We start from the raw sequence: 21,595 nt of genomic DNA on the forward strand, positions 1-21,595 counted from the left end.
TCAGTCGAAGGCCAGGTCCAGGTACCGCAACGCCGCGGCCTTGTCGAGACCGAGCGTGCGGGCGGTCTCCACATAGGTGTGCGCCGCCGCCGCCATGGCCGCGTCGGCCGGATCCGCGCGTGCGACGAAACTGCCGAAGCGCCCTCGCGTTTCGACGATGCCCGCCGCCTCCAGCTCGCGGTAGGCCCTGGCGACGGTGTTGACCGCCAGGCCGAGTTGCCCCGCGAGTTCGCGGACCGTGGGCAAACGGGTGCCCGGCGGTAACCGTCCGTCCCGGATCCCGTCGATCATCTGTGTTCTCAACTGATCGAACAACGGCTTAGCCGCCTGCGGATCAACGCGCAGCCACTCCCCCAACTCCACGGGAAACAGTATCCAACAGGCCAGCTATTTTGGTTGGGTGCGCATTGCAGTGCTCAGCGGCGCCGGCATCTCCGCCGAAAGCGGCGTGCCGACCTTCCGCGACGACAAGAACGGCCTGTGGGCGAAGTTCGACCCGTACGAACTGTCCTCTGTCCAGGGCTGGCAGGAACACCCGGAACGGGTGTGGGCGTGGTACCTGTGGCGCCATCACCTGGTGCGGGCCACCGAACCCAATGACGGGCATCGCGCGCTGGCGGCCTGGCAGGACCACGCAGATGTGACGGTGGTGACCCAGAACGTCGACAATCTGCACGAACGGGCGGGCAGCTCACCGGTGCACCATCTGCACGGCAGCCTCTTCGAGTTTCGTTGTGACAGCTGCGCTTCCGTGTACACCGGGCCACTGGAGGACGTGCCGGAGCCGGTGCTGGAGTTGACGCCGCCCACCTGCGGCTGCGGTGGACTGATCCGGCCGGACATCGTGTGGTTCGGGGAAGGCCTGCCGGACGGGCCGTGGGACGCCGCGGTGCAGGCGGTCACCACCGCCGACGTGGTGGTCGTGGTGGGCACCTCCGCGGTGGTCTACCCTGCCGCCGGGCTACCGGAGCTGGCGTTGGCGCGCGGCGCCGTGGTGGTCGAGGTCAACCCTGAACCCACCCCGCTGTCGAGCAGCGCCACCATCGCGCTGCGGGAGAACGCCAGCACCGCGTTGCCGACCCTGCTGCAGCGTCTGCCCGACCTGCTGGGCACCTGAGGCCGGAACCTACGGCCGGATGGCTCGGCCCAGCGCGAACTCCGACACCGGCAGCGGCACCCACGCCGGCATGGCGAACTGACGCCGCGAGCTCTGAACGGCGAATCCGACGCCGCGGATCACCGTCTCGGTGTGCCGGTGGCTGTGGCAGTTGCCCAGCAGCCGCGGCCACACCGTCGCGTCGGCGACACGTTGCAGAACACCGCGCGCACCACCGCTGGCCACATGCTCGAGGTAACGCAGCTCCCCACCGGGACGCAGCTGTGAGAACAGTTGGCGTAGCACATGTTCGGTATCGTCGATCGAGCACAGCACCAGCGAGCACACCACCGCGTCGAAAGGTTCGGCGCCGGCCAGGCCCTCGACGGTGCACTCCCTGACTTCCACGGGCACCGGCGCCGCCGCGGCCGCTCGCCGGGCACGAGCGGCCAGGCGCGGTTCCGGCTCGACGGCCACCACCTGCGCCACCGTGCCGGGGTAGAAGGCGAAATTGGTACCGGTGCCTGCGCCGACCTCGAGCACCCGGCCGCCGAGGCCGGCGAGGTTCTCCCGGCGCAACTCCGTCATGACCTCGGGTTCGTGTGCCGACAGCGTGGTCCACAAACGAGCGAAGAAAGGGTTGTCGACCGTACTCATGACCGCCCGAACAACCAGTCGACGGTCTGGGTGGGGGTCGAATCGGGGCCCACGATGCCGGCCACGATCCGGCCCGCGCACACCGCACTGAACACCCGGTCGGCGAACGCGTCGATGTCCCCGAACGGCAGGTACGGTTTGGCGATCAACAGGGCGGCGACACCGTGGGCCGCCGTCCACAACTCCAGCGCCACCGTCGTCGGATCCTCGTGCGCGTAGATCCCCTCGTCCATCAGCTGCCGCACCGAGTCGCGGATGTGACCGAACGCCGAGCTGACCAGCGTCTCGTCCACATCGCTGCCCGGCCGGCCCTCACCCATCGTCGCGATCCGGTACAGCTCCGGGGTCTGAGTGGCGAACCGGACGTAGGCCAGTCCCTGGGCACGCAGGATCTCGAGGCTGTTGATCTGCTCGGCGGCGGCGCGCTGCATCTCCTCGTCGAACTTCTCGAAGTAGCGGGCGCACACCGCGTCCAGCAGCGTCTCCTTGTCGGCGAAGTGCAGATAGATCGAGGGCGAGGTGACCCCGACCCGCTCGGCGACCGCACGGATCGACACGTCCCGTGCGTGGCCGGTGGCCAACAGCAGGTCGGTGGCCGCGTCGATGATCTCGTCGCGGAGCAGCTCACCCGAACCACGGGGAGCGCGGCGTCTTCTCGTCAACGGGCCGATACTCACCTAGCCATTGTCCGGTACCGATGACGCCGGGGTCCGCACCGGCGGCGGCCCCGATTCACTGATCCCGATCTTCTGGTGCAGCTTCACCAGCGGCCTGGGTGCCCACCAGTTCCATCTGCCGAGGACATGCATGAACGCCGGCACCAGCATCATCCGCACCAGGGTCGCGTCGACGAGGACCGCCAACGTGAGGCCGAGTCCGAACATCCGCATGAACGACACCTCCGCGGCGATCAGCGCGGCGAACGAGATCGACATGACCAGCGCGGCCGCGGTGATCACTTTTGCGGTGCGGGCCAGACCGAGCGCGACACTTTCGTCGACGTCCTGCTGTGTCTGGTCGCTCTCCACCCAGTACTCGCGGATACGCGAGATCAGGAACACCTCGTAATCCATGGACAGACCGAAGGCGATACAGAACAGCAGAACCGGCATGTTGGCCACCAGCGTGCCCGTCGACGTGGTGCCCAGCGCGCCCAGGTGCCCGTCCTGGAAGATCCACACCAGCGCCCCGAATGCGGCCGTCAGCGAAAGGACGTTCAGCACAAGGGCTTTCAGCGGAAGGACCACACTGCCGGTCAAGAGGAACAACAGGGCGAAGGTGATGACAGCGATGACGCCGAGCACCAACGGCAACCGCTCCATGATGGCGTCGACGCTGTCTTTGTTCACCTGGGCCCCACCGGTGAACTCGACGGCCCGATCGCCAGGTGTCGGCACCTCGTGCAACCGATCGAGCTGGGCGGAGGAGGCATCGGAGTACAGCGTCGCCGAGCTGCCCACGGTCAGATAGGCGCTGCCGTCGGCGAAACCGGTGGCCATCGCGGGAGGGCCGACCTTCTGCCCCGCAACGAACGTCCCAGTCGGCACCGTCACCGCCGTCACGTCCTGCACACGGGACAGATCAGCGGCGTACCCTTCCAGGTCCGGCGGGTTGAGGCCCTGCACGTCGGGCAGCACGATGGTCACCGCGGTGTCGGAGTTGTTGGCGAAGTTCTGCCGCAGCTCGTCTCCGACCTGATGCGCCGACGCCGACTGGGGCAGCACACGGTCGTCGGGCATACCCCACTTGACGCCCAGGAACGGCACCCCGAGCAACAGCAGCAACGCCACGCCGGCGACACCGATGATGACCGCCCGTTTCATCACCGCTTTGGCCGAGCGGTACCAGAACTGCTCGGTGACCGGTTTCGCGACCGGTTCAGGACGGCGGAACACGCGGCGGAACAGGTGTCGCACGTCCAGCGCGTTGAGCCGATCACCGAGGAACACGATGGCTGCCGGGGTCACCACGATCGCCGCGAACGCGGCGAACGCCACCGTCGCGATGCCCGCATAGGCGAACGACTTGAGGAAGTACATGGGGAACAGCACCATCGCCGCCATCGACAGCGCCACCGTCACCGCGGAGAACAGCACGGTGCGACCGGCCGTGGCCATGGTGCGGATCAGCGCCTGATGGGGCTCCACGCCGTCGGCCAGTTCATCGCGGTAACGGCTGATGATCAGCAGGGTGTAGTCGATGGCCAGGGCCAGGCCCATGGCGATCGACAGGTTCAGCGCGAAGATCGATACGTCGGTGAAGTAGGTGATGCTTCTTAGCACCGCCATCGACCCGACGATGGCCAGCGCGCCGACCGCCATCGGCAATGCCGCGGCCAGCAGTCCACCGAACACCCAGACCAGCACCAGGAAGCTCAGCGGGATCGCGATGGACTCCATCCGCAGCAGGTCGTGTTCGGTCTGCTTGTTGATCTGCGAGTAGACCACCGCCGCGCCCCCTGCGGTGACCTCGACATCCGGGTGGTTGGGCAGGACGTCGGCGTTGATGGTCTCGAGCAGCGTCTCCGCATACTTCTGCGCGTCGTTCTCGCCGCCGAACAGACCGGCGACCACCAGTCCCGACGACCCGTCTTCACTCATCAGATCCTTGGCGACCGCCGACGGCGACGTCCACGCCGATACCAGGTCCGCAGAGTGCGGCGACGCCTCGATGACCTTGACGATGTCGGTGCCGGCGGCCCGCGCCGAGGGGCCGCTGGCGCCGCCGGGCGCGGTCACGGTGAACACCAGTTGCATGGCACCCACACCGAACGTGTCGTTGAGCACCTGGGTGGCTCGTGCGGACTCCGACGTCGGGTCCTGGAATCCGCCGGCCGACAGGCTCTTGGTGACGGGCACGCCGAATACTGCCGCGCCGATCATCAACAAGACGGCAACGGCGAGGATCCGCCGCGGGGCGGCGATCGCCATCAGCGCTATTCGGTGCAGCACGCTGGGTTCCTTCCCGGCACCCCGATGGGCGCCGAACTTATCACCGATAAGTTAACGGCGTGAATATAGCCCACCCTTACCTGGTGTAGGTGGCCACGTCCAGAATCACCGCGTTGAATGAAGAGACTGCGTTGCACCACAAGCCTGACAAAAAAGTCGCCCCACCAATAGGCTTTCTCCACATGGTCAGCGACGTCGACATCCGCACCAGTGCGGCCACCAGCGATTTCGGGCTGCTTGTCCTTCGCCTCGGGGCCGGCGCGGCCGTCATCCAGGCCGGTGCCATCAAGCTCACCGACTTCGGCACCGTCACCGGGTTCATGGGTGAGGCCGGGTGGAAGCCCGCGACACTCGCGGCGATCATGGTGACCGCCACCGAACTCCTGGGCGGTATCGCCTTGGTGCTCGGCATCCTGACACCTCTGGCGGCCTGTGCCGTGACGGCCGCGATGCTGGATGCCTGGGCCGCGAACGTCTCCGGGGATGTCGTGTGGGCGGAGCCGTTCAACGTGCCGTTTCTGCTCGCCGTCGGGGCGATCGCCCTGCTGTTCACCGGCGCCGGCAGGTTCTCGCTGGATGAGCTGCTGTGGGGACGGGCGCAGTGGCCCACTCTGGTGTGCGTGGTGCTGCTGGTCGTCGCGATCGCTGCGGCCGTGGCGACCTGGTGGTTGCTCAACGGCGTCAACCCGCTGCACCTCGAGGCCCCACCCGGCTCCTGAGCCGCGTCGCCCACACGCGACAACGGGCGCGTTTTTGCGAGGGTAGAGCCGACTTTTTGTCGATTTCAGCGTTGCCAGAACTGTGTGATGACGGTCACGTTTCAGATCTGACTCCCGAGTCAGACTACTGGGGAGTAATAATTGCCACCGTTTTCAGAACCGTGACTCAAAGTCCTCTTAATAGTGACCCATAAAGTCAGTGTCATGTGGATCGACGACACCAACGCTGATGTCATCAAGATTGACTTCGACGCCCTCTACCATGGCGATTTCCTGGTGGAAGGCGAGACTTCGGAGCAGCTCGAAGATTGGCATCCGCTCGCCAGCTAGCAGTTCCGACAACCAACGGGCGCGCCCTCACATCCTCTCGGATGTGTGAGCGCGCCCGACTTATGTGGTTTGCCTGGCCGAAGGCCCGACCCCCCTCGCGGGGCTAGGCGGGAACCTTGTCGCCGGCCACCATCTCCGCCAGCCGGCCGGTGATCAGTTCCTCGGACTCCGAGACGATGCGGCTGACCAGCTCACCGACTGTCGGGATGTCGTTGATCAGCCCCATGGCCGTCCCGACCGTCCAGATTCCGGCGTCGATGTCACCGTCGTCGAAAACCTTGCGGCCGCGTACGCCGGCCACCAGATCCTTGACGTCCTCGAACTGCCCACCCTTGCGCAGGATGTCGACCACTTCGCGCGACACCTCGTTGGACGCGACGCGGGCGGTGTTGTGCAGCGAGCGGAAGATGAGCTCCGTGCCCCGCTCGTCACCGGCGACGATGGCTTCCTTGACGTTCTGGTGGATGCACGACTCGACGGTGCACATGAACCGTGACCCCATGTTGATGCCGTCGGCGCCGAGAGCCAGTGCGGCCACCAGGCCGCGGGCATCGGCGAACCCGCCGGAAGCGATCATCGGGATCTCGATCTGCTTGGCCGCCGCCGGGATCAGCACCAGACCCGGGATGTCGTCCTCACCCGGGTGACCGGCACATTCGAACCCGTCGATGCTGATGCCGTCCACACCCAGGCTCTGCGCCTTCACGGCATGCCGCACCGAGGTGCACTTGTGCAGCACTTTGATGCCGTTGTCGTGGAACATCGGCAGGTGCGGCGCGGGGTTGGACCCTGCGGTCTCGACGATCTTGATACCCTCGTTGACGATCACCTGGCGGTACTCGTCATACGGCGGCGGGTTGATCGCCGGCAGGATCGTCAGATTCACCCCGAACGGCTTGTCGGTGAGCTCACGCGTCTTGGCGATCTCGCGCGCCAGATCCGCCGGCGTCGGCTGGGTCAGCGCGGTGATGAACCCCAGCGCACCCGCATTGGCCACGGCCGCAACGAGTTCCGCGCGACCGACCCACTGCATACCGCCCTGGGCGATGGGATGCTCGACCCCGAATGCCTCGGTGAACTTCGTCTTGAGAGCCATCGAATTCCCCCCGATCTACCTGGGCGCCATGCGGATCGCGCCGTCCAGGCGGATCACTTCGCCGTTGAGCATCGGATTTTCCACGATATGGGTGGCCAGCGCGCCGTACTCATCGGGGTCACCGAGGCGGGCCGGGTGTGGCACCTGCTTGCCCAGCGACGCCTGCGCCTCTTCGGGCAGCGAACCCAGCAGCGGGGTCTTGAACAGACCCGGGGCGATGGTGACCACGCGGATCAGTTCGCGCGACAGGTCGCGGGCAATCGGCAGGGTCATACCGACGACGCCGCCCTTGGACGCCGAGTAGGCGGCCTGGCCGATCTGGCCGTCGAATGCGGCAACCGAGGCGGTGTTGATGATGACGCCGCGCTCTTCACCGATGGGTTCCGTCTTGGCGATCCGTTCCGCGGCCAGCCGCAGCACGTTGAAGGTGCCGATCAGGTTGACCTCGACCACCTTGCGGAACCCGTCGAGCGGGAACGGCCCGTCCTTGCCCAGGGTCTTGATGGCGTTGCCGATACCGGCGCAGTTGACGTTGATGCGCACCGGGCCGAGCTCTTCGGCGATGTCCAGAGCCGCGGTCACCGACTCCGGGTCGATGACGTTGGCCTCGACGAAGCGGGCCCGCTGACCCAGTTCCTTGACGGCGTCTTCACCTTTGAGGTCGATCACCACCACCGAGGCACCCCGGTCGAGCAGGCGTTTGGTGGTGGCCAGGCCCAGACCGGAGGCACCTCCGGTCACCACTGCTACCGCGTCCTTGATCTCCACTGGCATGTTCCTTCCTGATCGGCTACGCCGACCCACTGGTTGGTTGGTTCTTTTCTAGCTGGTGGTTACGGCTTACGTCCAGTCCCGCAGCACAGCCTCGGTGTCCTCTCCCGGCTCCCGCGGCGGCGTGGGCGTCTCCGGCACGCTGCGGGAGAAGCGCGGCGCGGGCCGGGGCTGCAGCCCGTCGGTGCCCGCGTCGTAGAAGGTGTCGCGTTCGGCGATGTGCGGTTCATCGAGGACCTCGGCGAACGAGAGCACCGGCGTGGCGCAGGCGTCGGTGCCGGCGAACACCTTGGCCCAGTGATCGCGGTCGTGCTGCAGGAATGTCTCGGTGAAGATCGCCTTGAGCTCCGGCCAGCGGGTGATGTCGTTCTGGCCCGGCAGCTCCGCCGGATCCAACTCCAAGCCGGCCAGGAGTTGGGCGTAGAACTGCGGCTCGATGGCGCCCACGGCGACGTACTTCCCATCGGCCGTTTCGTAGGTGTCGTAATAGGGCGCGCCGGTGTCGAGCATGTTGGTGCCCCGGACGTCCGACCACTGACCGGCCGCGCGGAACGCCCACATCATCTGGATCAGCACGCTGGAGCCGTCGATCATGGCGGCGTCGACCACCTGGCCCTTGCCGGAGGTCTGCCGCTCCCACAGCGCCGACAGAATGCCGAGCAGCAGGAACATCGACCCGCCACCGAAATCGCCGGCCAGGTTCAGCGGCGGTACCGGCCGCTCACCGGCGCGGCCGATGGCGTGCAGCACGCCGTTGAGCGAGATGTAGTTGATGTCGTGGCCGGCCTGCAATGCCCGCGGGCCGGTCTGCCCCCAGCCCGTCATCCGGCCGTAGATCAGCCGCTCGTTGACCTTGGCGCAGTCCTCGGGCCCCAGCCCGAGCCGTTCGGTGACCCCGGGACGGAACCCCTCGATCAGCACGTCGGCCTTGGCGATCAGCTTGAACAGCAGCTCGCGGCCCTCTTCGGACTTGAGGTCGGCAGTCACCGAGCGCCGGTTGCGCAGCATCGCGTCGCGGATCCCGTTACGCCCGGCTCCGGGGCGTTCGACGCGGACGACGTCTGCTCCGAGGTCGCCGAGAATCATCGCCGCGTGGGGGCCGGGACCGATCCCGGCCAGTTCGACGACACGAAGTCCCTGTAATGGTCCGGCCACGATGTCCCGCCCTTTCGGTGAAGGTGTGTATTCGCGATCACTGTGCATCTTGTCAATCGCTCCCAACCAACCGACGGGTGGGCTGTGTTTTAGTGTGCGTATGACAACGCGCGATGCCGTTCTGGATGACCTGGAAGCCGTCGACGGACTGCTCGTCGATCTCACCGACGGCGTGCTGTCGGTGACGATCAACCGGCCCGAGAGCCTCAACTCCCTCAATGCCGTGGTGTTGGCCGGTATCGCCGAAACCTTCGAAGCCGCCGCCAACGATCCGCGGGTTAAGGTGGCGCGCCTGGGAGGCGCGGGCCGCGGCTTCAGCTCGGGTGCCGGTATCGGCGCGGACGACCCCGGCAGCAGCGAAGCCGGCGGCGACCCCGTCGACGTGCTGCACCTGGCCAATCGCGCGGTGCGCTCGATCGTCAACCTGCCGCGCCCGGTGGTCTCGGTGGTCCAGGGGCCCGCCGCCGGAGTGGGGGTGTCGCTGGCCCTGGCCGGTGATGTTGTCCTCGCGAGCGACAAGGCGTTTTTCATGCTGGCGTTCACCAAGATCGGCTTGATGCCCGACGGCGGCGCCTCGGCGCTGGTGGCGGCGTCTGTCGGTCGGGCCCGGGCGATGCGGATGGCGCTGCTGGCCGAGCGGATCTCGGCCGATGAAGCCTTCGCATGGGGCCTGGTGAGCAACGTGTACCCGGCTGCGGAGTTCGACGCCGAGGTCGCGAAGGTGGTGGAGACGCTGCGTGTGGGTCCGGCGGTGTCACTGGCCAAGACCAAGGACGCGATCAACGCCGCGACACTGACCGAGTTCGACCCGGCGCTGGGCCGCGAGACCGAAGGGCAGATCGCGTTGCTGCACGGCACCGATTTCAAGGAAGGCATCAAGGCGTTCCAGGAGCGCCGCACCCCCACCTTCACCGACAGCTGAGGGGTGTGTGGAGTGTGACCGCCGCTCCAGCGCCGGTCACACTCCCACACCGCGCGAAAATCGTTGGACGCGTTGGGGGTCCGTCGGCGACCATCGAACGATGGGTATCGAGACCGACCATCAGCCGAAGGTGCGCGACGTGCGCGCACCCGCCGGCCGGTCGTCGAGCCCGAGGAACGAGGGCGAAAACGGGCCGGCCGCCAACCAACACGGCCGGTCGTCGAGCCCGAGGCACGAGGGCGAAAACGGGCCGGCCGCAAACCAACACAGCCGGTCGTCGAGCCCGAGGCACGAGGGCGAAAACGGGCCGGCCGCAAACCAACACAGCCGGTCGTCGAGCCCGAGGCACGAGGGCGAAAACGGGCCGGCCGCAACGATGCACGGTTGGCGTGTGCTGGCGCCCTTCCGTATCCGCGAGTACCGGTTACTGATCGCCGCGGTGTCGATCACCATCCTCGCCGAAGGCATGTGGGCCGTGGTGATGGCGCTGCAGGTGATCGCACTGGACAACGATCCGGCGGCGCTGTCTCTGGTGGCGGCCTGTCTGGGCGGCGGGCTGGTGGCCTTCGTTCTGGTGGGCGGTATCGCCGCAGATCGAATTCCCCAGCGCACCATCATCATTGCGGTCGAGGTCGTCAACCTGATCGCGGTGACGGCGGTGGCCGCACTCGGCCTGCTCGCGGTCCTGCAGGTCTGGCACATGGCGGTGGCAGCGACGGCGCTCGGCATCGCGGCGGCGTTCTTCTTCCCGGCCTACAGTGCCTACCTGCCGCGGATCCTGCCCGCCGAACAGTTACTGGCCGCCAACGGAGTCGAAGGGGTGATGCGCCCGGTGCTGCAGCGGGCGGCGGGCCCGGCGCTGGCCGGTCTGTTGATCGGCGCCACCTTCCCCACTGTCGGTGCGGTGATCGTCGCGGTGCTCTTCGCGATCAGCTTGGTACTGCTGGTGTCGACCCGCGGCGTGCGCAGCACCGTGGAGAAGTCGGACAGGCAGCATCCGCTGGCCGATCTGCGTGAGGGGTTCACGTTCATGGTGCGTACCCCGTGGCTGTTGGCGACATTGTTGTTCGCCAGCTTGTTCGTGCTGCTGGTGATCGGGCCGATCGAGGTGCTCCTGCCGTTCATCACCGGTGAGCGGTTCGAGCACGGCGCCCAGATGTACGGGTTCGTGCTGGCGGCGTTCGGTGTCGGCAGCGCCCTCGGTGCACTCGGGGTGTCGTCGTGGCAGCTGCCGCGGCGCTACCTGACGGTGATGATGCTGATGTGGGGTGCCGGTTCCCTGCCGTTGGTGGTGATCGGGTGGACGCACTCGTTCGTGTGGATGATGATCGCCAGCTTCCTCGTGGGCGTCACCGATGGTGCGGGCATGGTCATCTGGGGCACGCTGCTGCAGCGGCGGGTGCCGCCGGCGATGCTGGGCCGGGTCTCGAGCCTGGACTTCTTCGTGTCGCTGGCGTTCATGCCGGTGTCGATGGCGATCGCCGGGCCGCTGTCGAAGGTGATCTCGATGGAGGTGATCTTCCTGGTGGCGGGCGTGACGCCGGTGGTGATCGCGGCGATCGCGTGGCTGTCGGCGCGGATGGCGCGCGACGAGTTGGATCACCCGCTGGACTGAGCGCCGAGACTGCACACAGTGCGGGTTTCCGCCGAAATCTGCACACTGCCCGCAGTCTCGGCGCGCGGTTCCTAGACCCCGAACAGAGGCGGCAGCGCGAGCACCATGATCAGGCCCCACACCAGATGGGTCAGCATCGGCGCCAGCACGCCGCCGGTGGCGCGGCGTTCCAGGGCGCATACGGCGCCCAGGATGATGGCGGCGAAGCCGAGCATCGGATTGCCGCTGGCGGAGGTCGCGATGATGTACATGACGGTGGAGATCACCACCGGCGCGCGATCACCGAGGGCGGTGTACAGCGCCCCGCGGAAGTACAGCTCCTCGGCCACACCGTTGACCAGGGTGATGACCACCACCAGCCACAGTGCACCCTGGTTGGCGAAAAGGAGGACCCGCGTGATGAATTCGGCGATCGGGTCGATCTCCCGCGCGATCAGCGCCCCGATCAAGAACGCGCCGCCGACCAGCAGCCCGATTCCGATCCCGGTGAGCACCGGCCGCTGACTGCGGCCGCGCCAGGACACACAGCCCAGGTGCATCGGCCCGGACAGCAAGGCGCCACCGGCCCAGATCGCGGCGAGCAGGAAGGTCAACCAGTAGAACGCGGGGTCACCCGGTTCCTGGTTCAACGACACGGCCAACGTCACCGCACCGAACACGAGCACCGCCGCGACGACGATCCGCCGCCTGCGCACCACCGCCGGGGGCTCGGTCCGTGGCACAGCCACATTCGTCAGCACGCCGAGGATTTCGTCGCGCAGGCTGATTGTCTGGGTCACGCGGGATCCGCCTTGGGTATCAGGCCCACCATCAGGTCCAAACCGGTACGTGCCACCGCCGCAAGCGGTTTGGGTACCACCGACAGCAGGGTGAGTGCCGGCCGGGCGACCGGCGGTGTGACAGCGCCGAGCACCCGTCGTAACCGTAGCCGATCTCCCCCGGCCCAGGCGGCGTCACTGTCGGCCAGGTGATGCGGGTCCGCCAGGCGGTCCACCGGCCGAGGCGGCGGCGAGGCCACCGACGCCGCGATGGCGTCATCGATCGGCGTCAGACCCCCGCGAGGATCGGCGACGACGTCCCGCAGCAGGGAATCGGATGCGGTCATCGGGTGATCCAGCGAGGCGATCAGATCCACCGCCAGCCCCGTCGGCACCGGCACCACGTTGCCGGCCACCCAGGCCGTCAGCGACTTGGGGATCAGCGCCTCATGCCAGCCGTTGAGCGGTAGACCGGCCCGCCGGTTGCCCGCGGCATGGACGTATCCGCCGATCAACCCGCGGTAGGTCGTGGTGTCCGGCCCGGTGATGTCGTAGGAGCCGGCCGGCACCGCTTCCGGGTCGGCGGCCGCGAGCAGGTAGTACAGGACGTCGCGGATCGAGATGGGATCGATGGCGTGGTCCACCCACGACGGCAGCGGGATCAGCGGTAACCGGTCACCCACGTAGCGAACCATCTCGAACGACGTGGATCCGGCGCCGATGATCACCGCCGCCCCCAGCCACACCACCTCTGGGCCACCCTCGACGTGCAGGGCCTCGGCCACCTCCGCGCGGCTGGCCAGATGATCCGACAGGGTGTCCTCGTCGGGCACGAAACCGCCCAGATAGACGATGCGGCCCACGCCGGCTTTCGCGGCGGCCCGGGCCACGTTGCTCGCGGCGACCTTGTCGTGCTCACGGAAGTCGGGCTGCCCGATCCCGTGCACCAGGTAGTAGATGACGTCGACGGGGCCGGCCTCGGCCAGCGCGAGGGCCGCCGAATCGGACGAGCCGGCGTCCAGGGTGACGGAGCGGACCTCGTCGGACCACCCGAACGCCGCCAGTTTGTCGGTGTTGCGGGTGGCGACAACCACCTCATCACCGTCTGCCAGCAGCGCCGCTACCAGCCGAGACCCGATATAGCCGGTAGCACCCGTGACCAAGATCCGCTTTGCTTTCACCTTCAGGGGTTACCCAGCCGGACCGACGGCTACGTACGTGAGTTAGGACACCGCCGCCGACTCGGGTCCGGTTCAGGTGTGGACAAACACCCCGGCCTGGACGGCGGCCAGGGCGGCGTCGACGCTGCGCTCGGCGTCGCGGCGGGTGAGCCGCCGGGTAGTGGTGAGGAATTGGTAGTACAGCGGAGCCGAGACGTAGCGGATGACGTCCGCGGGGGTGGTGCCCGGGGGCGCTTCGCCGCGGGCGATACCGTCGGCCACCACTGGGGCCAGCTCGTCGAGCCGGGCCGCGTAGAAGCCTTCCAGCGCCTCGGCCGCATCCGCATCACACGTGGCAGCGGCGATGACGGCCTTGAACAGCCGGCCCTGGCGCGGATCGTTCAGCGTGCGCCGGATCAGGTCGGCGTTCGCCAGCAGGTCGCCGCGCAGGGTGCCCGTGTGGGCGCGCGGCAACGACGTCTGAGCCATGTCGAGCAGCAGGTCGGCCACCAGTGCGGGCACGGTCCCCCAGCGCCGGTAAACGGTCGACTTCCCGACGCCGGCGCGCTGCGCGACTTCGGTGAGCTCCACACCTTCGAGCCCACGCTCCACGAGAAGGTCGCCGGTGGCGGCGAGGACGGCGTCGCGCACGGCGGCGGTGCGGCCGCCGGGCCGACTGAGGGTGGTCACCTCCCCATGCTAATGGGAACTCGGTCTCGTTAGCGCCATATCCGTGCTACCGTCACTAATGGGAATTCAGTCTCATTAAGGAGTGTCAGGTGGAATACGGGTATGTCGGCAGGTCAGGGCTCATGGTGTCCGAATTGAGTTTCGGCGCAGCAACATTCGGCGGATCCGGCGATTTCTTCAGCGAGTGGGGCGCCACGGGGGTTGACGAGGCGCGCCGTATGGTCGACGTCTGCCTCGACGCCGGAATCACCCTCTTCGACACCGCCGACGTCTACTCCGACGGCGCCTCGGAGCAGGTGCTGGGTGCGGCACTGCAGGGCCGTCGCGACCGGGCGCTGATCTCCACCAAGGCCGCCCTGCCGGTCGGAGACCGCCCCGGCGACTGGGGCACGTCGCGCGCCCGGCTCATCAGCGCTGTCGACAACGCGCTGCGCCGGCTGCGCACCGACCGGATCGACCTGTTCCAGCTGCACGGTTACGACGCCCACACCCCGATCGACGAGGTCATCGACACGCTCGACGTTCTGGTGGCCCAAGGCAAGATCCGCTATACCGGGGTGTCCAATTTCAGTGGCGGCCAGCTCGCGAAATCACTGGCCTACGCCGACGCCGCCCATCGCAACCGGTACATCGCCCACCAGGTGTACTACTCGCTGATAGGTCGTGATTACGAATGGGAGCTGATGCCCATCGGCCGGGACGAAGGCGTCGGTGCACTGGTGTGGAGCCCACTGGGCTGGGGCCGGCTGACCGGCCGGATCCGACGCGGCGCCACACTGCCCGGCGTCAGCCGGCTGCACAAGACCGCCGGCGCCGGCCCACCCGTCGACGAGGACCTGCTGTTCGCCGTCGTGGACGTGCTCGATGCCATCGCCGCCGAAACAGGCCGATCGGTACCGCAGATCGCGCTCAACTGGCTACTGCGCCGGCCGACCGTCGCCTCGGTCATCATCGGCGCACGCACGCATCAGCAACTCGTCGACAATCTCGGGGCCACGGGGTGGCGACTCGACGACGAGCAGGTGGCGCGCCTGGACGCGATCAGCGAGCGCGAGGCGCCCTATCCGTATTTCCCGTACTTCCGCCAGGAGGGGTTCGCGCGGATCAACCCGCCGCTGCTTTCTCAGCGCCCCTGAAATACCTTGCGGTAGCTCGAGGGTGACATCCCCAGCCCGCGCCGCAGGTGGTGGCGCAGATTGGCGCCGGTGCCCAACCCGGCCAGACGGGCGATCTCGTCGACCGGCAGATCCCGTTGCTCGAGGAGTTCGCGGGCCCGATCCACCCGCCGGGCGCGCACCCAGGCTCCCGGCGACTCCCCTGTCTCCTCGCGGAAACGCCGGATGAAGGTCCGCGGGCTCATCCCGGCGTGCCGCGCCAACTGCTCGATACTCAGGGGCTGGTCGAGGTTCTGCGTGGCCCAGGTACGGGCGACCGCGGTGGACGCAGTGTCCTGCGGGGGTAGGTGCCGGTCGATGAACTGCGCCTGGCCGCCTTCGCGCCACGGCGGCACCACGCAGTAACGCGCGACGGTATTGGCCACCTGGGCGCCGTGATCGCGGCGGATCAGGTGCAGGCACAGGTCGACGCCCGCGGCCAGGCCTGCCGAGGTGAGCAGGTCACCGTCGTCGATGAACAGCACGTTCTCGTCCAGCCGCACCCGAGGATGCAGCGCCCTCAGGGTGTCCGCGTGCTGCCAGTGGGTGGTGGCCGGGCGGTCGTCGAGCAGACCCGCGGCGGCCAAGACAAAGGCGCCGGTGCAGATGGAGACCATTCTGGTGCCGGGCCGCACCGACGCCAATGCGGCCGCGACGTCGGGGCCGAGGACACCGTCGGCGCGGGCAGGCCGGTATCGGGTGCCGGGAATCACCACGGTGTCCGCGGTGGCCAGCGCTTCGGCGCCGGCCTGCGGCACCATCGCGAACCCGTGGGTGGACGGGACCGCCTCGGCGGTGATACCGCAGGTCACCACCTCGTAGAGCGGGTTGCCGTCGGCGTCGGTGGCGGCACCGAACAACGTCGGCGCGATCGCGGCATCAAAGCCGATGACCGGCTCGAGCAGCAGGACGGCAACGCGGTGCATGAAACCAGTGTGCCCCGTTTGGCGTGTTTTTGACGAATATCGGCATTCTTGCCACTAGCCCAGCGGCGGCGGGTCCGCGATAGTCGATCGGTGACCCTTGTTCGCACCGAGCAGACCCGCCTGCACTGGGCGTGGGTGGTGGCCGCCGTCAGCTTCGTCGCCCTGCTGGGCGCCGCCGGCTTCCGCTCCGTCCCCGGCGTGATGATGAACCCGCTGCACCACGAGTTCGGCTGGTCGCACGGCGTGGTCGGGCTGGCGATGTCGGTGAACATGACCCTGTTCGGGTTGACGGCCCCGTTCGCCGCAGCCCTGATGGACCGGTTCGGGGTGCGCCCGGTGCTGACGGCGGCACTGGGGCTGATCGCCACGGGCAGCGCGCTGAGCGTGACGATGACGGCGAGCTGGCAGCTGGTCCTGTTGTGGGGCGTGCTGGTCGGCACGGGCACCGGGGCGATCTCGATGGGTTTCGTGGCGACCGTCGCCACCCGCTGGTTCGACGCGCAGCGCGGTCTGGTCACCGGCGTGCTGACGGCCGCCAGCGCCACGGGTCAGCTGATCTTCCTGCCCGTCGTCGCGGCGGTGACCACGCACCACAGCTGGCGGTGGGCGTCGCTGCTGGTGGCCGCAGCGGCACTGGCGGTGGTGCCGCTGGTGCTGGTGTTCATGCGGAACTGGCCGCAGGACAAAGGGTTGCTCCCCTACGGCGCCACCGACACCGTGGAGGTACCGAAACCACCGGGTTCGAGCTTCGGCGCCGCCTTCTCCGGGCTGGTGCTGGGCGCCCGCGTACCCGCATTCTGGTTGCTGGCAGGCAGTTTCGCGATCTGCGGCATGACCACCAACGGGCTGATCGGCACCCATTTCATCCCGGCCGCCAACGATCACGGTATGCCCACCACAGTGGCTGCCGGACTGCTGGCCGTGGTCGGTGTCCTGGATGTGGCGGGCACGGTGTTCTCCGGCTGGCTCACCGACCGGGTGGATCCGCGGGTACTGCTGGTCATCTACTACACCGGGCGCGGGCTGTCCCTGGTGGCGTTACCCGCCCTGCTGTCACCGCATGCCGAGGCCGGCACCTGGGTGTTCATCATCTTCTACGGCCTGGACTGGGTGGCCACCGTGCCGCCGACAATCGCGTTGTGCCGCAACTACTTCGGCACCAAGGCGCCCATCGTGTTCGGCTGGGTGTTCGCCTCGCATCAGCTGGGCGCGGCGGTCGCGGCGGCCGGCGCCGGGTGGATCCGCGATCTGCAGGGCACCTATGACCTGGCGTTCTACCTCGCCGCCGGGCTGTGCGTGGTGGCGGCGCTGATGTGCCTGGCGGTGCGCAAGTCCGACTCTGTGATTTCGGCGCGCTCGTAACCGCTGAGCGGTTACGAGCGCGCCGAAATCGCTCAGATCATCTCCCGCGACAGCACCCGTCGCAGCCGGGGTTCACGACTGCAGGCGACCGCGAACACCGTCAGCAGAATCCACATCGAGACGGCGCTGATCAGCACCACGGCGAACGCCGCCCAGGTACCTCCGGTCATCTCCGCCGAGGCTTTCTGCTTGGCCCACAGTCGCCAGTAGATCATCAGGTTGACCGTCAGCCCGACACCGTAGGACACCGCGAACGACAGCAGGAACGGCTTCCAGGTGCCGTCGTGCAGGCGGGCCGAAATCGGTTCGTGGCGAAGCGGATACACCACCGACAGCACATTGCCCACGCCCAGCCAGAGGAAGACCATGGTGATCAACTGATCGACCAGCGCCACCGGGTTTCCCTCGTCGGCGATCGTCAGGAACACGATCACCGGCAGCGCCGCGACAGTGACCATCACCGCCATCGCCAGGTTCTTCACGATCAGGATGCGCCACAGTCGTTCACCGGCCGCAAGCTGGCCGCGCACCCGCCGCGCTTCGAAACACAGTGCATTGGTGCACACCACGCTGCCCACCACCGCGGAGAACAGATACAGCGTGAGCCGGCCGGCGTCGTCGTACCGGGTCAGTCCGGTGAAGTGGTAGAACACCACCAGCGACAGGGCGACCGCCAGTGTGATGACCAACCGCAGCAGAATCGAGCGGGGTCTGCCGGTCCAGATGTGGCGCACCTCGTCGAGCACCCGGGGCGCCAACGAACACACGCGGGCGCCCAGGCCGGCCACCACGTGCCGGCGGGCGGGCGCCTCCGTGCTGTCGCTGAGCCGCTGGGCCCGCGACACCGCCAGCACTGCTTCGGCCAGCGCTGTGCGCGCCAGACCGACGGCCAGGACGGCGTCGGGCCCGGCGTACCGCGGCGGTGCCGGCTCGCGGGTCAGCTGGGCCAAACGTGCGTGTTGCCGAGCGCGGTCCCGCCAGGCGGGCGAGGCGCCCACCGCGGCGATGTCGGCTGCGGGCGCGGCCGCCAACTCCCTTCGGGCCGCGGCGGCCAGGCGTTCCAGCTCGCCGTCCGCCGACCACGGCGCGGCGGCTGCGGCCGTGTCGATCCGGCCGAGCAGCTGCGCCAGTTCCCGCAGTTCATCGACGGCCTCACCTGCGTTCGCGCTCACCCCGACATCCTGGACCACGCTGGCGCTGACCAGCCTCTTTTGAGCGGCTGTCAGGCAAAGTTTACGATCTGACCTGGCTTGATGCGCCTCCGTCGCGTCTCGCCGACCGGATAAGACACAGCTTCTGTGCGTAACGGCCGACTGAGATCGAACGACAAAGGCCCGGAGACGTGAAGAGGCGAGAGGAGCCCTAATCAACGTGACGACTCGCACCAAGACCTACGGCGTTGCCGCAGCTGTTGCTGCCATCGCCCTGTCCATCCCGACCGCGGTGAACGCGTTCGCAGAGCCGACGCCCCTGCCCACCCCGCCCCCGGTACCGGTGCAGACCGGCGAGGTCCCCGAGCCGCAGGGCCCGGAGTGCGGTACCTACAAGGAGTCGCAGACCTCCGGGTCGTTCGCCTCCACCTCGGGCTTGACGGCTTCGGCGGCCATCGCCTCGATCCCCGAGCTCAGCACCTTCAGCCAGGCCATCTCCGGCCAGGTCAATCCCGCCGTCAACCTGGTGGGTGTGCTGGACAACGGCCCCTACAACGTCTTCGCCCCCACCAACGACGCGTTCGCGAAGCTGGAGCCGGGCGAGCTCGAGACCCTCAAGGCCAACCCCGAGCAGCTGACCAGCGTGCTGTACTACCACATGGCGCTGGGCTACCTGGGCCCGAGCAACATCGAGGGCAAGCTGACCTCGCAGCAGGGTGCGCAGCTCACCATCACCGGCAGCGGCGGCGACATCAAGGTCGACGACGTGGCCAAGGTGGTCTGCGGCGGCATCACCGCCCAGAGCGCCAAGATCTACATGATCGACACCGTGCTGAACCCGGCCGAAGCGCTGCCGGGCACCGCGACCACCACCACGTCGCCCACCAGCACGTCGGAGACCACCACGTCGACGTCAACGACAGCGCCGTCGGAGACCACCGAGCCGGCCGCCCCGAGCGAGGGTCTGCCCGCCGAGATCCCGTCCGTCACCCCGACGACGGTCGCGCCCGCGGCCCCCGCCTGATCAACGCCGAAAACGGGCGTTTGGGCGCAGATTGCGCGCCCAAACGCCCGTTTTCGTGTTTGGCTAGCGGGCCTTCCAGACCGGCGGGCGTTTCTCGGCGAACGCCAGCGGCCCTTCCTTGGCGTCCTCGGAGCGGAACACGCCCACCATCTCCTTGGTGGTCCGCGCCCAGCCGTCCTTCTCGCCGGTGACCACACCGTCGTCGACGCCGTAGGCCACCCGCTTGCTGGCCTGCACCGCCAGCGGTGCGTTGCCCGCGATCCGTTCGGCCAAGGCCACGGCGGCGTCCACCACGGTGCCTTCGGGCACCACCTGATTGATCAGGCCCCACTTCAGTGCGTCCGCGGCGGACATGGGCTCCCCGGTGAGGATCAGCTCGAGGCCCACCTTGCGCGGCAGCTGATCGACGATCCGGAACACCCCGCCCGCGGCGGCGATCAGGCCCCGCTTGACCTCCGGCAGCCCGAACTTCGCCCGCTCCTCGGCCACCACCAGATCACTGGCCAGCGCCAGTTCGGTGCCGCCGCCCAGCGCCGTACCGTTGACGGCGGCGATGGTCGGCTTGTCGATGAAATGGCTGACGTAGCCGGCGAATCCGTATTCCGGATGCTCGGGGTGGTAGAGGTTCTCCCGCCGCGAGATCGCCTTGAGATCGGCACCGGCGCAGAAGGACTTGTCGCCGGCTCCGGTGATCACCACCACCCGTACTTCCGGGTCGGCCTGCGCCGCGGCCAGCGCATCACCCACCGCGGTGCTGACCGCCGCGTTGATGGCGTTACGTGCCTCGGGCCGGTTGAGGGTGATGATCAGGACGTTGCCCCGCCTTTCGGTGAGAGCGGCGGGTGCCTGCACCTCGGTCACAGCAGTTCGAGGATGGTCGCGTTGGCCTGTCCGCCACCTTCACACATGGTCTGCAATCCGTACTGAATTCCCTTGTCCCGCATGTGGTACAGCATCGTGGTCATGATGCGGGCGCCGGATCCGCCGAGCGGGTGGCCCAGCGCGATGGCGCCACCGTTGGGGTTCAGCTTCTTCTCGTCGGCGCCGATGTCCTTGAGCCAGGCCAGCGGAACCGGGGCGAACGCCTCGTTGACCTCGAAGACGCCGATGTCGTCCAGCGAGAGTCCCGAACGCTTGAGCGCTTTCTGCGTCGCCGGGATGGGCGCGGTCAGCATGATCACCGGGTCGGCGCCGGCCAGCACCGCGGTGTGTACCTTCGCAATCGGCTTGAGTCCCAACGACTGTGCCTTTTCCGCGGACATGAACAGCAGGGCCGCCGAGCCGTCGGAGATCTGTGAGGAGTTGCCGGCGTGGATCACGCCGTCCTCCTTGAACGCCGGCTTGATCCCGGCCAGCTTCTCCACCGACCCACCGCGGCGGATACCTTCATCCTTGGTGATGGCGACGTCGTTGCCGTCGGCGTCCTTGGTCTTGATGCCGACGATCTGGTCGTCGAATGCGCCGGAATCTTGTGCGGCCGCGGCTTTTTCATGCGAGCCGAGGGAGAACTGGTCGAGTGTGGTGCGGTCGAGGCCCCACTGCTGGGCGATCATCTCGGCACCGATGCCCTGGTTCGGGGTCTGGCTGTAGCGGCTACGGAACGCCTCGGGGTAGGGGTGTCCGCCGTTGGCCAGCGACGAGCCCATGGGGGTGCGCGACATCGATTCGACACCGCCGGCGACCACGACGTCGTAGTGCCCCGCGATCACGCCGGCGGCGGCGAAGTGCACCGACTGCTGGCTGGACCCGCACTGGCGGTCGACGGTCACGCCGGGCACCGTCTCCGGCCAACCTGCGGCCAGTACCGCGGTCCGGGCGATGTCGAGGGCCTGCTCGCCGGCCTGCATGACGCAGCCCCAGATCACGTCGTCGACGATCTCGGGATCGATGCCGGCGCGCTCCGCCAACCCGTTGAGGACCTGCGCCGACAGCTCACCCGGGTGCACACCCGACAGACCGCCGTTGCGCTTGCCGACTGGGGACCGCACTGCCTCGACAATCACGGCTTCAGCCATGAACCTCTCCTCCAGATCTCGTTCCGAACTCCCAACCGGTTAG

The 21,595-nt window shown here is 67.9% G+C and carries 22 protein-coding genes; 8 read left to right on the plus strand and 14 right to left on the minus strand.

All coding sequences use genetic code 11. The features are described 5' to 3' along the window. Nucleotides 1-363 carry an Rv1152 family transcriptional regulator gene (locus NL241_RS27260; RefSeq protein WP_487692954.1) on the minus strand — a complete coding sequence of 121 codons (363 nt, stop codon included), beginning with the start codon at nucleotides 361-363 and terminating at the stop codon, nucleotides 1-3. A gap of 37 nt (nucleotides 364-400) precedes the next feature. On the opposite strand from NL241_RS27260, the gene NL241_RS27265 reads away from it, so the two are divergent. After that, a complete protein-coding gene (locus tag NL241_RS27265) occupies nucleotides 401-1,117 on the plus strand; it encodes an SIR2 family NAD-dependent protein deacylase (protein ID WP_494395554.1) in 717 nt (238 codons plus the stop codon). 9 nt (nucleotides 1,118-1,126) lie between these two features. Here the strand turns inward: NL241_RS27265 and NL241_RS27270 are convergent, their stop codons facing one another. From NL241_RS27270 to NL241_RS27280, 3 genes are read right to left on the minus strand one after another with little or no spacing between them, the layout of a single operon-like run. Next, entirely contained in the window at nucleotides 1,127-1,753 is a 627-nt protein-coding gene (locus tag NL241_RS27270; RefSeq protein ID WP_494395555.1) for a class I SAM-dependent methyltransferase, read from the minus strand. After that, entirely contained in the window at nucleotides 1,750-2,430 is a 681-nt protein-coding gene (locus tag NL241_RS27275) for a TetR/AcrR family transcriptional regulator (protein WP_487692951.1), read from the minus strand. Before NL241_RS27275 ends, NL241_RS27270 begins: the two co-directional genes overlap by 4 nt. Further along, nucleotides 2,431-4,704 carry an MMPL family transporter gene (locus tag NL241_RS27280; RefSeq protein WP_487692950.1) on the minus strand — a complete coding sequence of 758 codons (2,274 nt, stop codon included), beginning with the start codon at nucleotides 4,702-4,704 and terminating at the stop codon, nucleotides 2,431-2,433. A 182-nt stretch (nucleotides 4,705-4,886) separates the two neighbouring features. Between NL241_RS27280 and NL241_RS27285 the strand changes: the two genes are divergently transcribed. Together NL241_RS27285 and NL241_RS27290 are read left to right on the plus strand one after the other, a co-directional pair. Continuing rightward, nucleotides 4,887-5,423 carry a DoxX family protein gene (locus NL241_RS27285; protein ID WP_487692949.1) on the plus strand — a complete coding sequence of 179 codons (537 nt, stop codon included), beginning with the start codon at nucleotides 4,887-4,889 and terminating at the stop codon, nucleotides 5,421-5,423. A 204-nt stretch (nucleotides 5,424-5,627) separates the two neighbouring features. Next, nucleotides 5,628-5,753 (plus strand): hypothetical protein, encoded by a 126-nt coding sequence (locus tag NL241_RS27290; protein WP_487692948.1) that lies wholly within the window; start codon nucleotides 5,628-5,630, stop codon nucleotides 5,751-5,753. Nucleotides 5,754-5,856: 103 nt separating this feature from the next. On the opposite strand, the gene NL241_RS27295 is transcribed toward NL241_RS27290, so the two are convergent. From NL241_RS27295 to NL241_RS27305, 3 genes are all read right to left on the minus strand, one after another. Then, on the minus strand, nucleotides 5,857-6,849 hold the full coding sequence (locus tag NL241_RS27295) for an NAD(P)H-dependent flavin oxidoreductase (RefSeq protein ID WP_487692947.1): 993 nt from the start codon (nucleotides 6,847-6,849) through the stop codon (nucleotides 5,857-5,859). 15 nt (nucleotides 6,850-6,864) lie between these two features. After that, entirely contained in the window at nucleotides 6,865-7,617 is a 753-nt protein-coding gene (locus NL241_RS27300) for a 3-hydroxyacyl-CoA dehydrogenase (protein ID WP_494398399.1), read from the minus strand. 72 nt (nucleotides 7,618-7,689) lie between these two features. Then, nucleotides 7,690-8,775: a CaiB/BaiF CoA transferase family protein gene (locus NL241_RS27305; protein WP_494395556.1), complete on the minus strand. Its 1,086-nt coding sequence runs from the start codon at nucleotides 8,773-8,775 to the stop codon at nucleotides 7,690-7,692. A 100-nt stretch (nucleotides 8,776-8,875) separates the two neighbouring features. Between NL241_RS27305 and NL241_RS27310 the strand changes: the two genes are divergently transcribed. Together NL241_RS27310 and tet(V) are read left to right on the plus strand one after the other, a co-directional pair. Then, nucleotides 8,876-9,697, plus strand: a complete 822-nt coding sequence (locus NL241_RS27310; RefSeq protein WP_487692945.1) for an enoyl-CoA hydratase — start codon at nucleotides 8,876-8,878, stop codon at nucleotides 9,695-9,697. 376 nt (nucleotides 9,698-10,073) lie between these two features. Beyond that, complete coding sequence (gene tet(V) / locus NL241_RS27315) at nucleotides 10,074-11,312, plus strand: tetracycline efflux MFS transporter Tet(V) (protein ID WP_494395557.1); 1,239 nt, start codon at nucleotides 10,074-10,076, stop codon at nucleotides 11,310-11,312. A gap of 71 nt (nucleotides 11,313-11,383) precedes the next feature. Here the strand turns inward: tet(V) and NL241_RS27320 are convergent, their stop codons facing one another. The 3 genes from NL241_RS27320 to NL241_RS27330 all read right to left on the minus strand — a co-directional run bounded on the left by NL241_RS27320 (nucleotide 11,384) and on the right by NL241_RS27330 (nucleotide 13,920). Next, nucleotides 11,384-12,091 (minus strand): CPBP family intramembrane glutamic endopeptidase, encoded by a 708-nt coding sequence (locus NL241_RS27320; RefSeq protein WP_494395558.1) that lies wholly within the window; start codon nucleotides 12,089-12,091, stop codon nucleotides 11,384-11,386. Beyond that, nucleotides 12,088-13,251, minus strand: a complete 1,164-nt coding sequence (locus tag NL241_RS27325) for an NAD(P)H-binding protein (protein WP_494395559.1) — start codon at nucleotides 13,249-13,251, stop codon at nucleotides 12,088-12,090. Before NL241_RS27325 ends, NL241_RS27320 begins: the two co-directional genes overlap by 4 nt. A gap of 72 nt (nucleotides 13,252-13,323) precedes the next feature. Beyond that, nucleotides 13,324-13,920, minus strand: coding sequence for a TetR/AcrR family transcriptional regulator (locus NL241_RS27330; RefSeq protein ID WP_487692941.1), 597 nt, complete (start codon nucleotides 13,918-13,920; stop codon nucleotides 13,324-13,326). A gap of 89 nt (nucleotides 13,921-14,009) precedes the next feature. Here NL241_RS27330 and NL241_RS27335 point away from each other — a divergent pair, with 89 nt between their 5' ends. Continuing rightward, a complete protein-coding gene (locus NL241_RS27335) occupies nucleotides 14,010-15,056 on the plus strand; it encodes an aldo/keto reductase (protein ID WP_494395560.1) in 1,047 nt (348 codons plus the stop codon). Here NL241_RS27335 and NL241_RS27340 read toward each other — a convergent pair. Further along, nucleotides 15,044-16,000, minus strand: a complete 957-nt coding sequence (locus NL241_RS27340) for a GlxA family transcriptional regulator (protein WP_487692939.1) — start codon at nucleotides 15,998-16,000, stop codon at nucleotides 15,044-15,046. The genes NL241_RS27335 and NL241_RS27340 overlap by 13 nt on opposite strands. 90 nt (nucleotides 16,001-16,090) lie before the next feature. On the opposite strand from NL241_RS27340, the gene NL241_RS27345 reads away from it, so the two are divergent. Continuing rightward, on the plus strand, nucleotides 16,091-17,362 hold the full coding sequence (locus NL241_RS27345) for an MFS transporter (RefSeq protein ID WP_494395561.1): 1,272 nt from the start codon (nucleotides 16,091-16,093) through the stop codon (nucleotides 17,360-17,362). A 32-nt stretch (nucleotides 17,363-17,394) separates the two neighbouring features. On the opposite strand, the gene NL241_RS27350 is transcribed toward NL241_RS27345, so the two are convergent. Next, on the minus strand, nucleotides 17,395-18,534 hold the full coding sequence (locus NL241_RS27350; protein WP_494395562.1) for an ABC transporter permease: 1,140 nt from the start codon (nucleotides 18,532-18,534) through the stop codon (nucleotides 17,395-17,397). A gap of 199 nt (nucleotides 18,535-18,733) precedes the next feature. On the opposite strand from NL241_RS27350, the gene NL241_RS27355 reads away from it, so the two are divergent. Continuing rightward, on the plus strand, nucleotides 18,734-19,537 hold the full coding sequence (locus NL241_RS27355) for a fasciclin domain-containing protein (protein ID WP_487692936.1): 804 nt from the start codon (nucleotides 18,734-18,736) through the stop codon (nucleotides 19,535-19,537). Between the two features lie 63 nt (nucleotides 19,538-19,600). Here the strand turns inward: NL241_RS27355 and NL241_RS27360 are convergent, their stop codons facing one another. Beyond that, nucleotides 19,601-20,398 (minus strand): crotonase/enoyl-CoA hydratase family protein, encoded by a 798-nt coding sequence (locus tag NL241_RS27360; RefSeq protein ID WP_494395563.1) that lies wholly within the window; start codon nucleotides 20,396-20,398, stop codon nucleotides 19,601-19,603. Continuing rightward, complete coding sequence (locus NL241_RS27365; protein ID WP_487692934.1) at nucleotides 20,395-21,552, minus strand: thiolase family protein; 1,158 nt, start codon at nucleotides 21,550-21,552, stop codon at nucleotides 20,395-20,397. Before NL241_RS27365 ends, NL241_RS27360 begins: the two co-directional genes overlap by 4 nt. Nucleotides 21,553-21,595: the final 43 nt, after the last annotated feature.

It is taken from the genome of Mycolicibacterium sp. SMGY-1XX (assembly GCF_059132455.1).

Excerpts from the sequence above, each read along its gene's own strand:
- NL241_RS27270 (WP_494395555.1), bottom strand. The coding sequence starts at position 1,753 with ATGAGTACGGTCGACAACCCTTTCTTCGCTCGTTTGTGGACCACGCTG.
- NL241_RS27285 (WP_487692949.1), top strand. The coding sequence starts at position 4,887 with ATGGTCAGCGACGTCGACATCCGCACCAGTGCGGCCACCAGCGATTTC.
- NL241_RS27290 (WP_487692948.1), top strand. The coding sequence starts at position 5,628 with ATGTGGATCGACGACACCAACGCTGATGTCATCAAGATTGACTTCGAC.
- NL241_RS27295 (WP_487692947.1), bottom strand. The coding sequence starts at position 6,849 with ATGGCTCTCAAGACGAAGTTCACCGAGGCATTCGGGGTCGAGCATCCC.
- NL241_RS27310 (WP_487692945.1), top strand. The coding sequence starts at position 8,876 with ATGACAACGCGCGATGCCGTTCTGGATGACCTGGAAGCCGTCGACGGA.
- NL241_RS27340 (WP_487692939.1), bottom strand. The coding sequence starts at position 16,000 with ATGCACCGCGTTGCCGTCCTGCTGCTCGAGCCGGTCATCGGCTTTGAT.
- NL241_RS27365 (WP_487692934.1), bottom strand. The coding sequence starts at position 21,552 with ATGGCTGAAGCCGTGATTGTCGAGGCAGTGCGGTCCCCAGTCGGCAAG.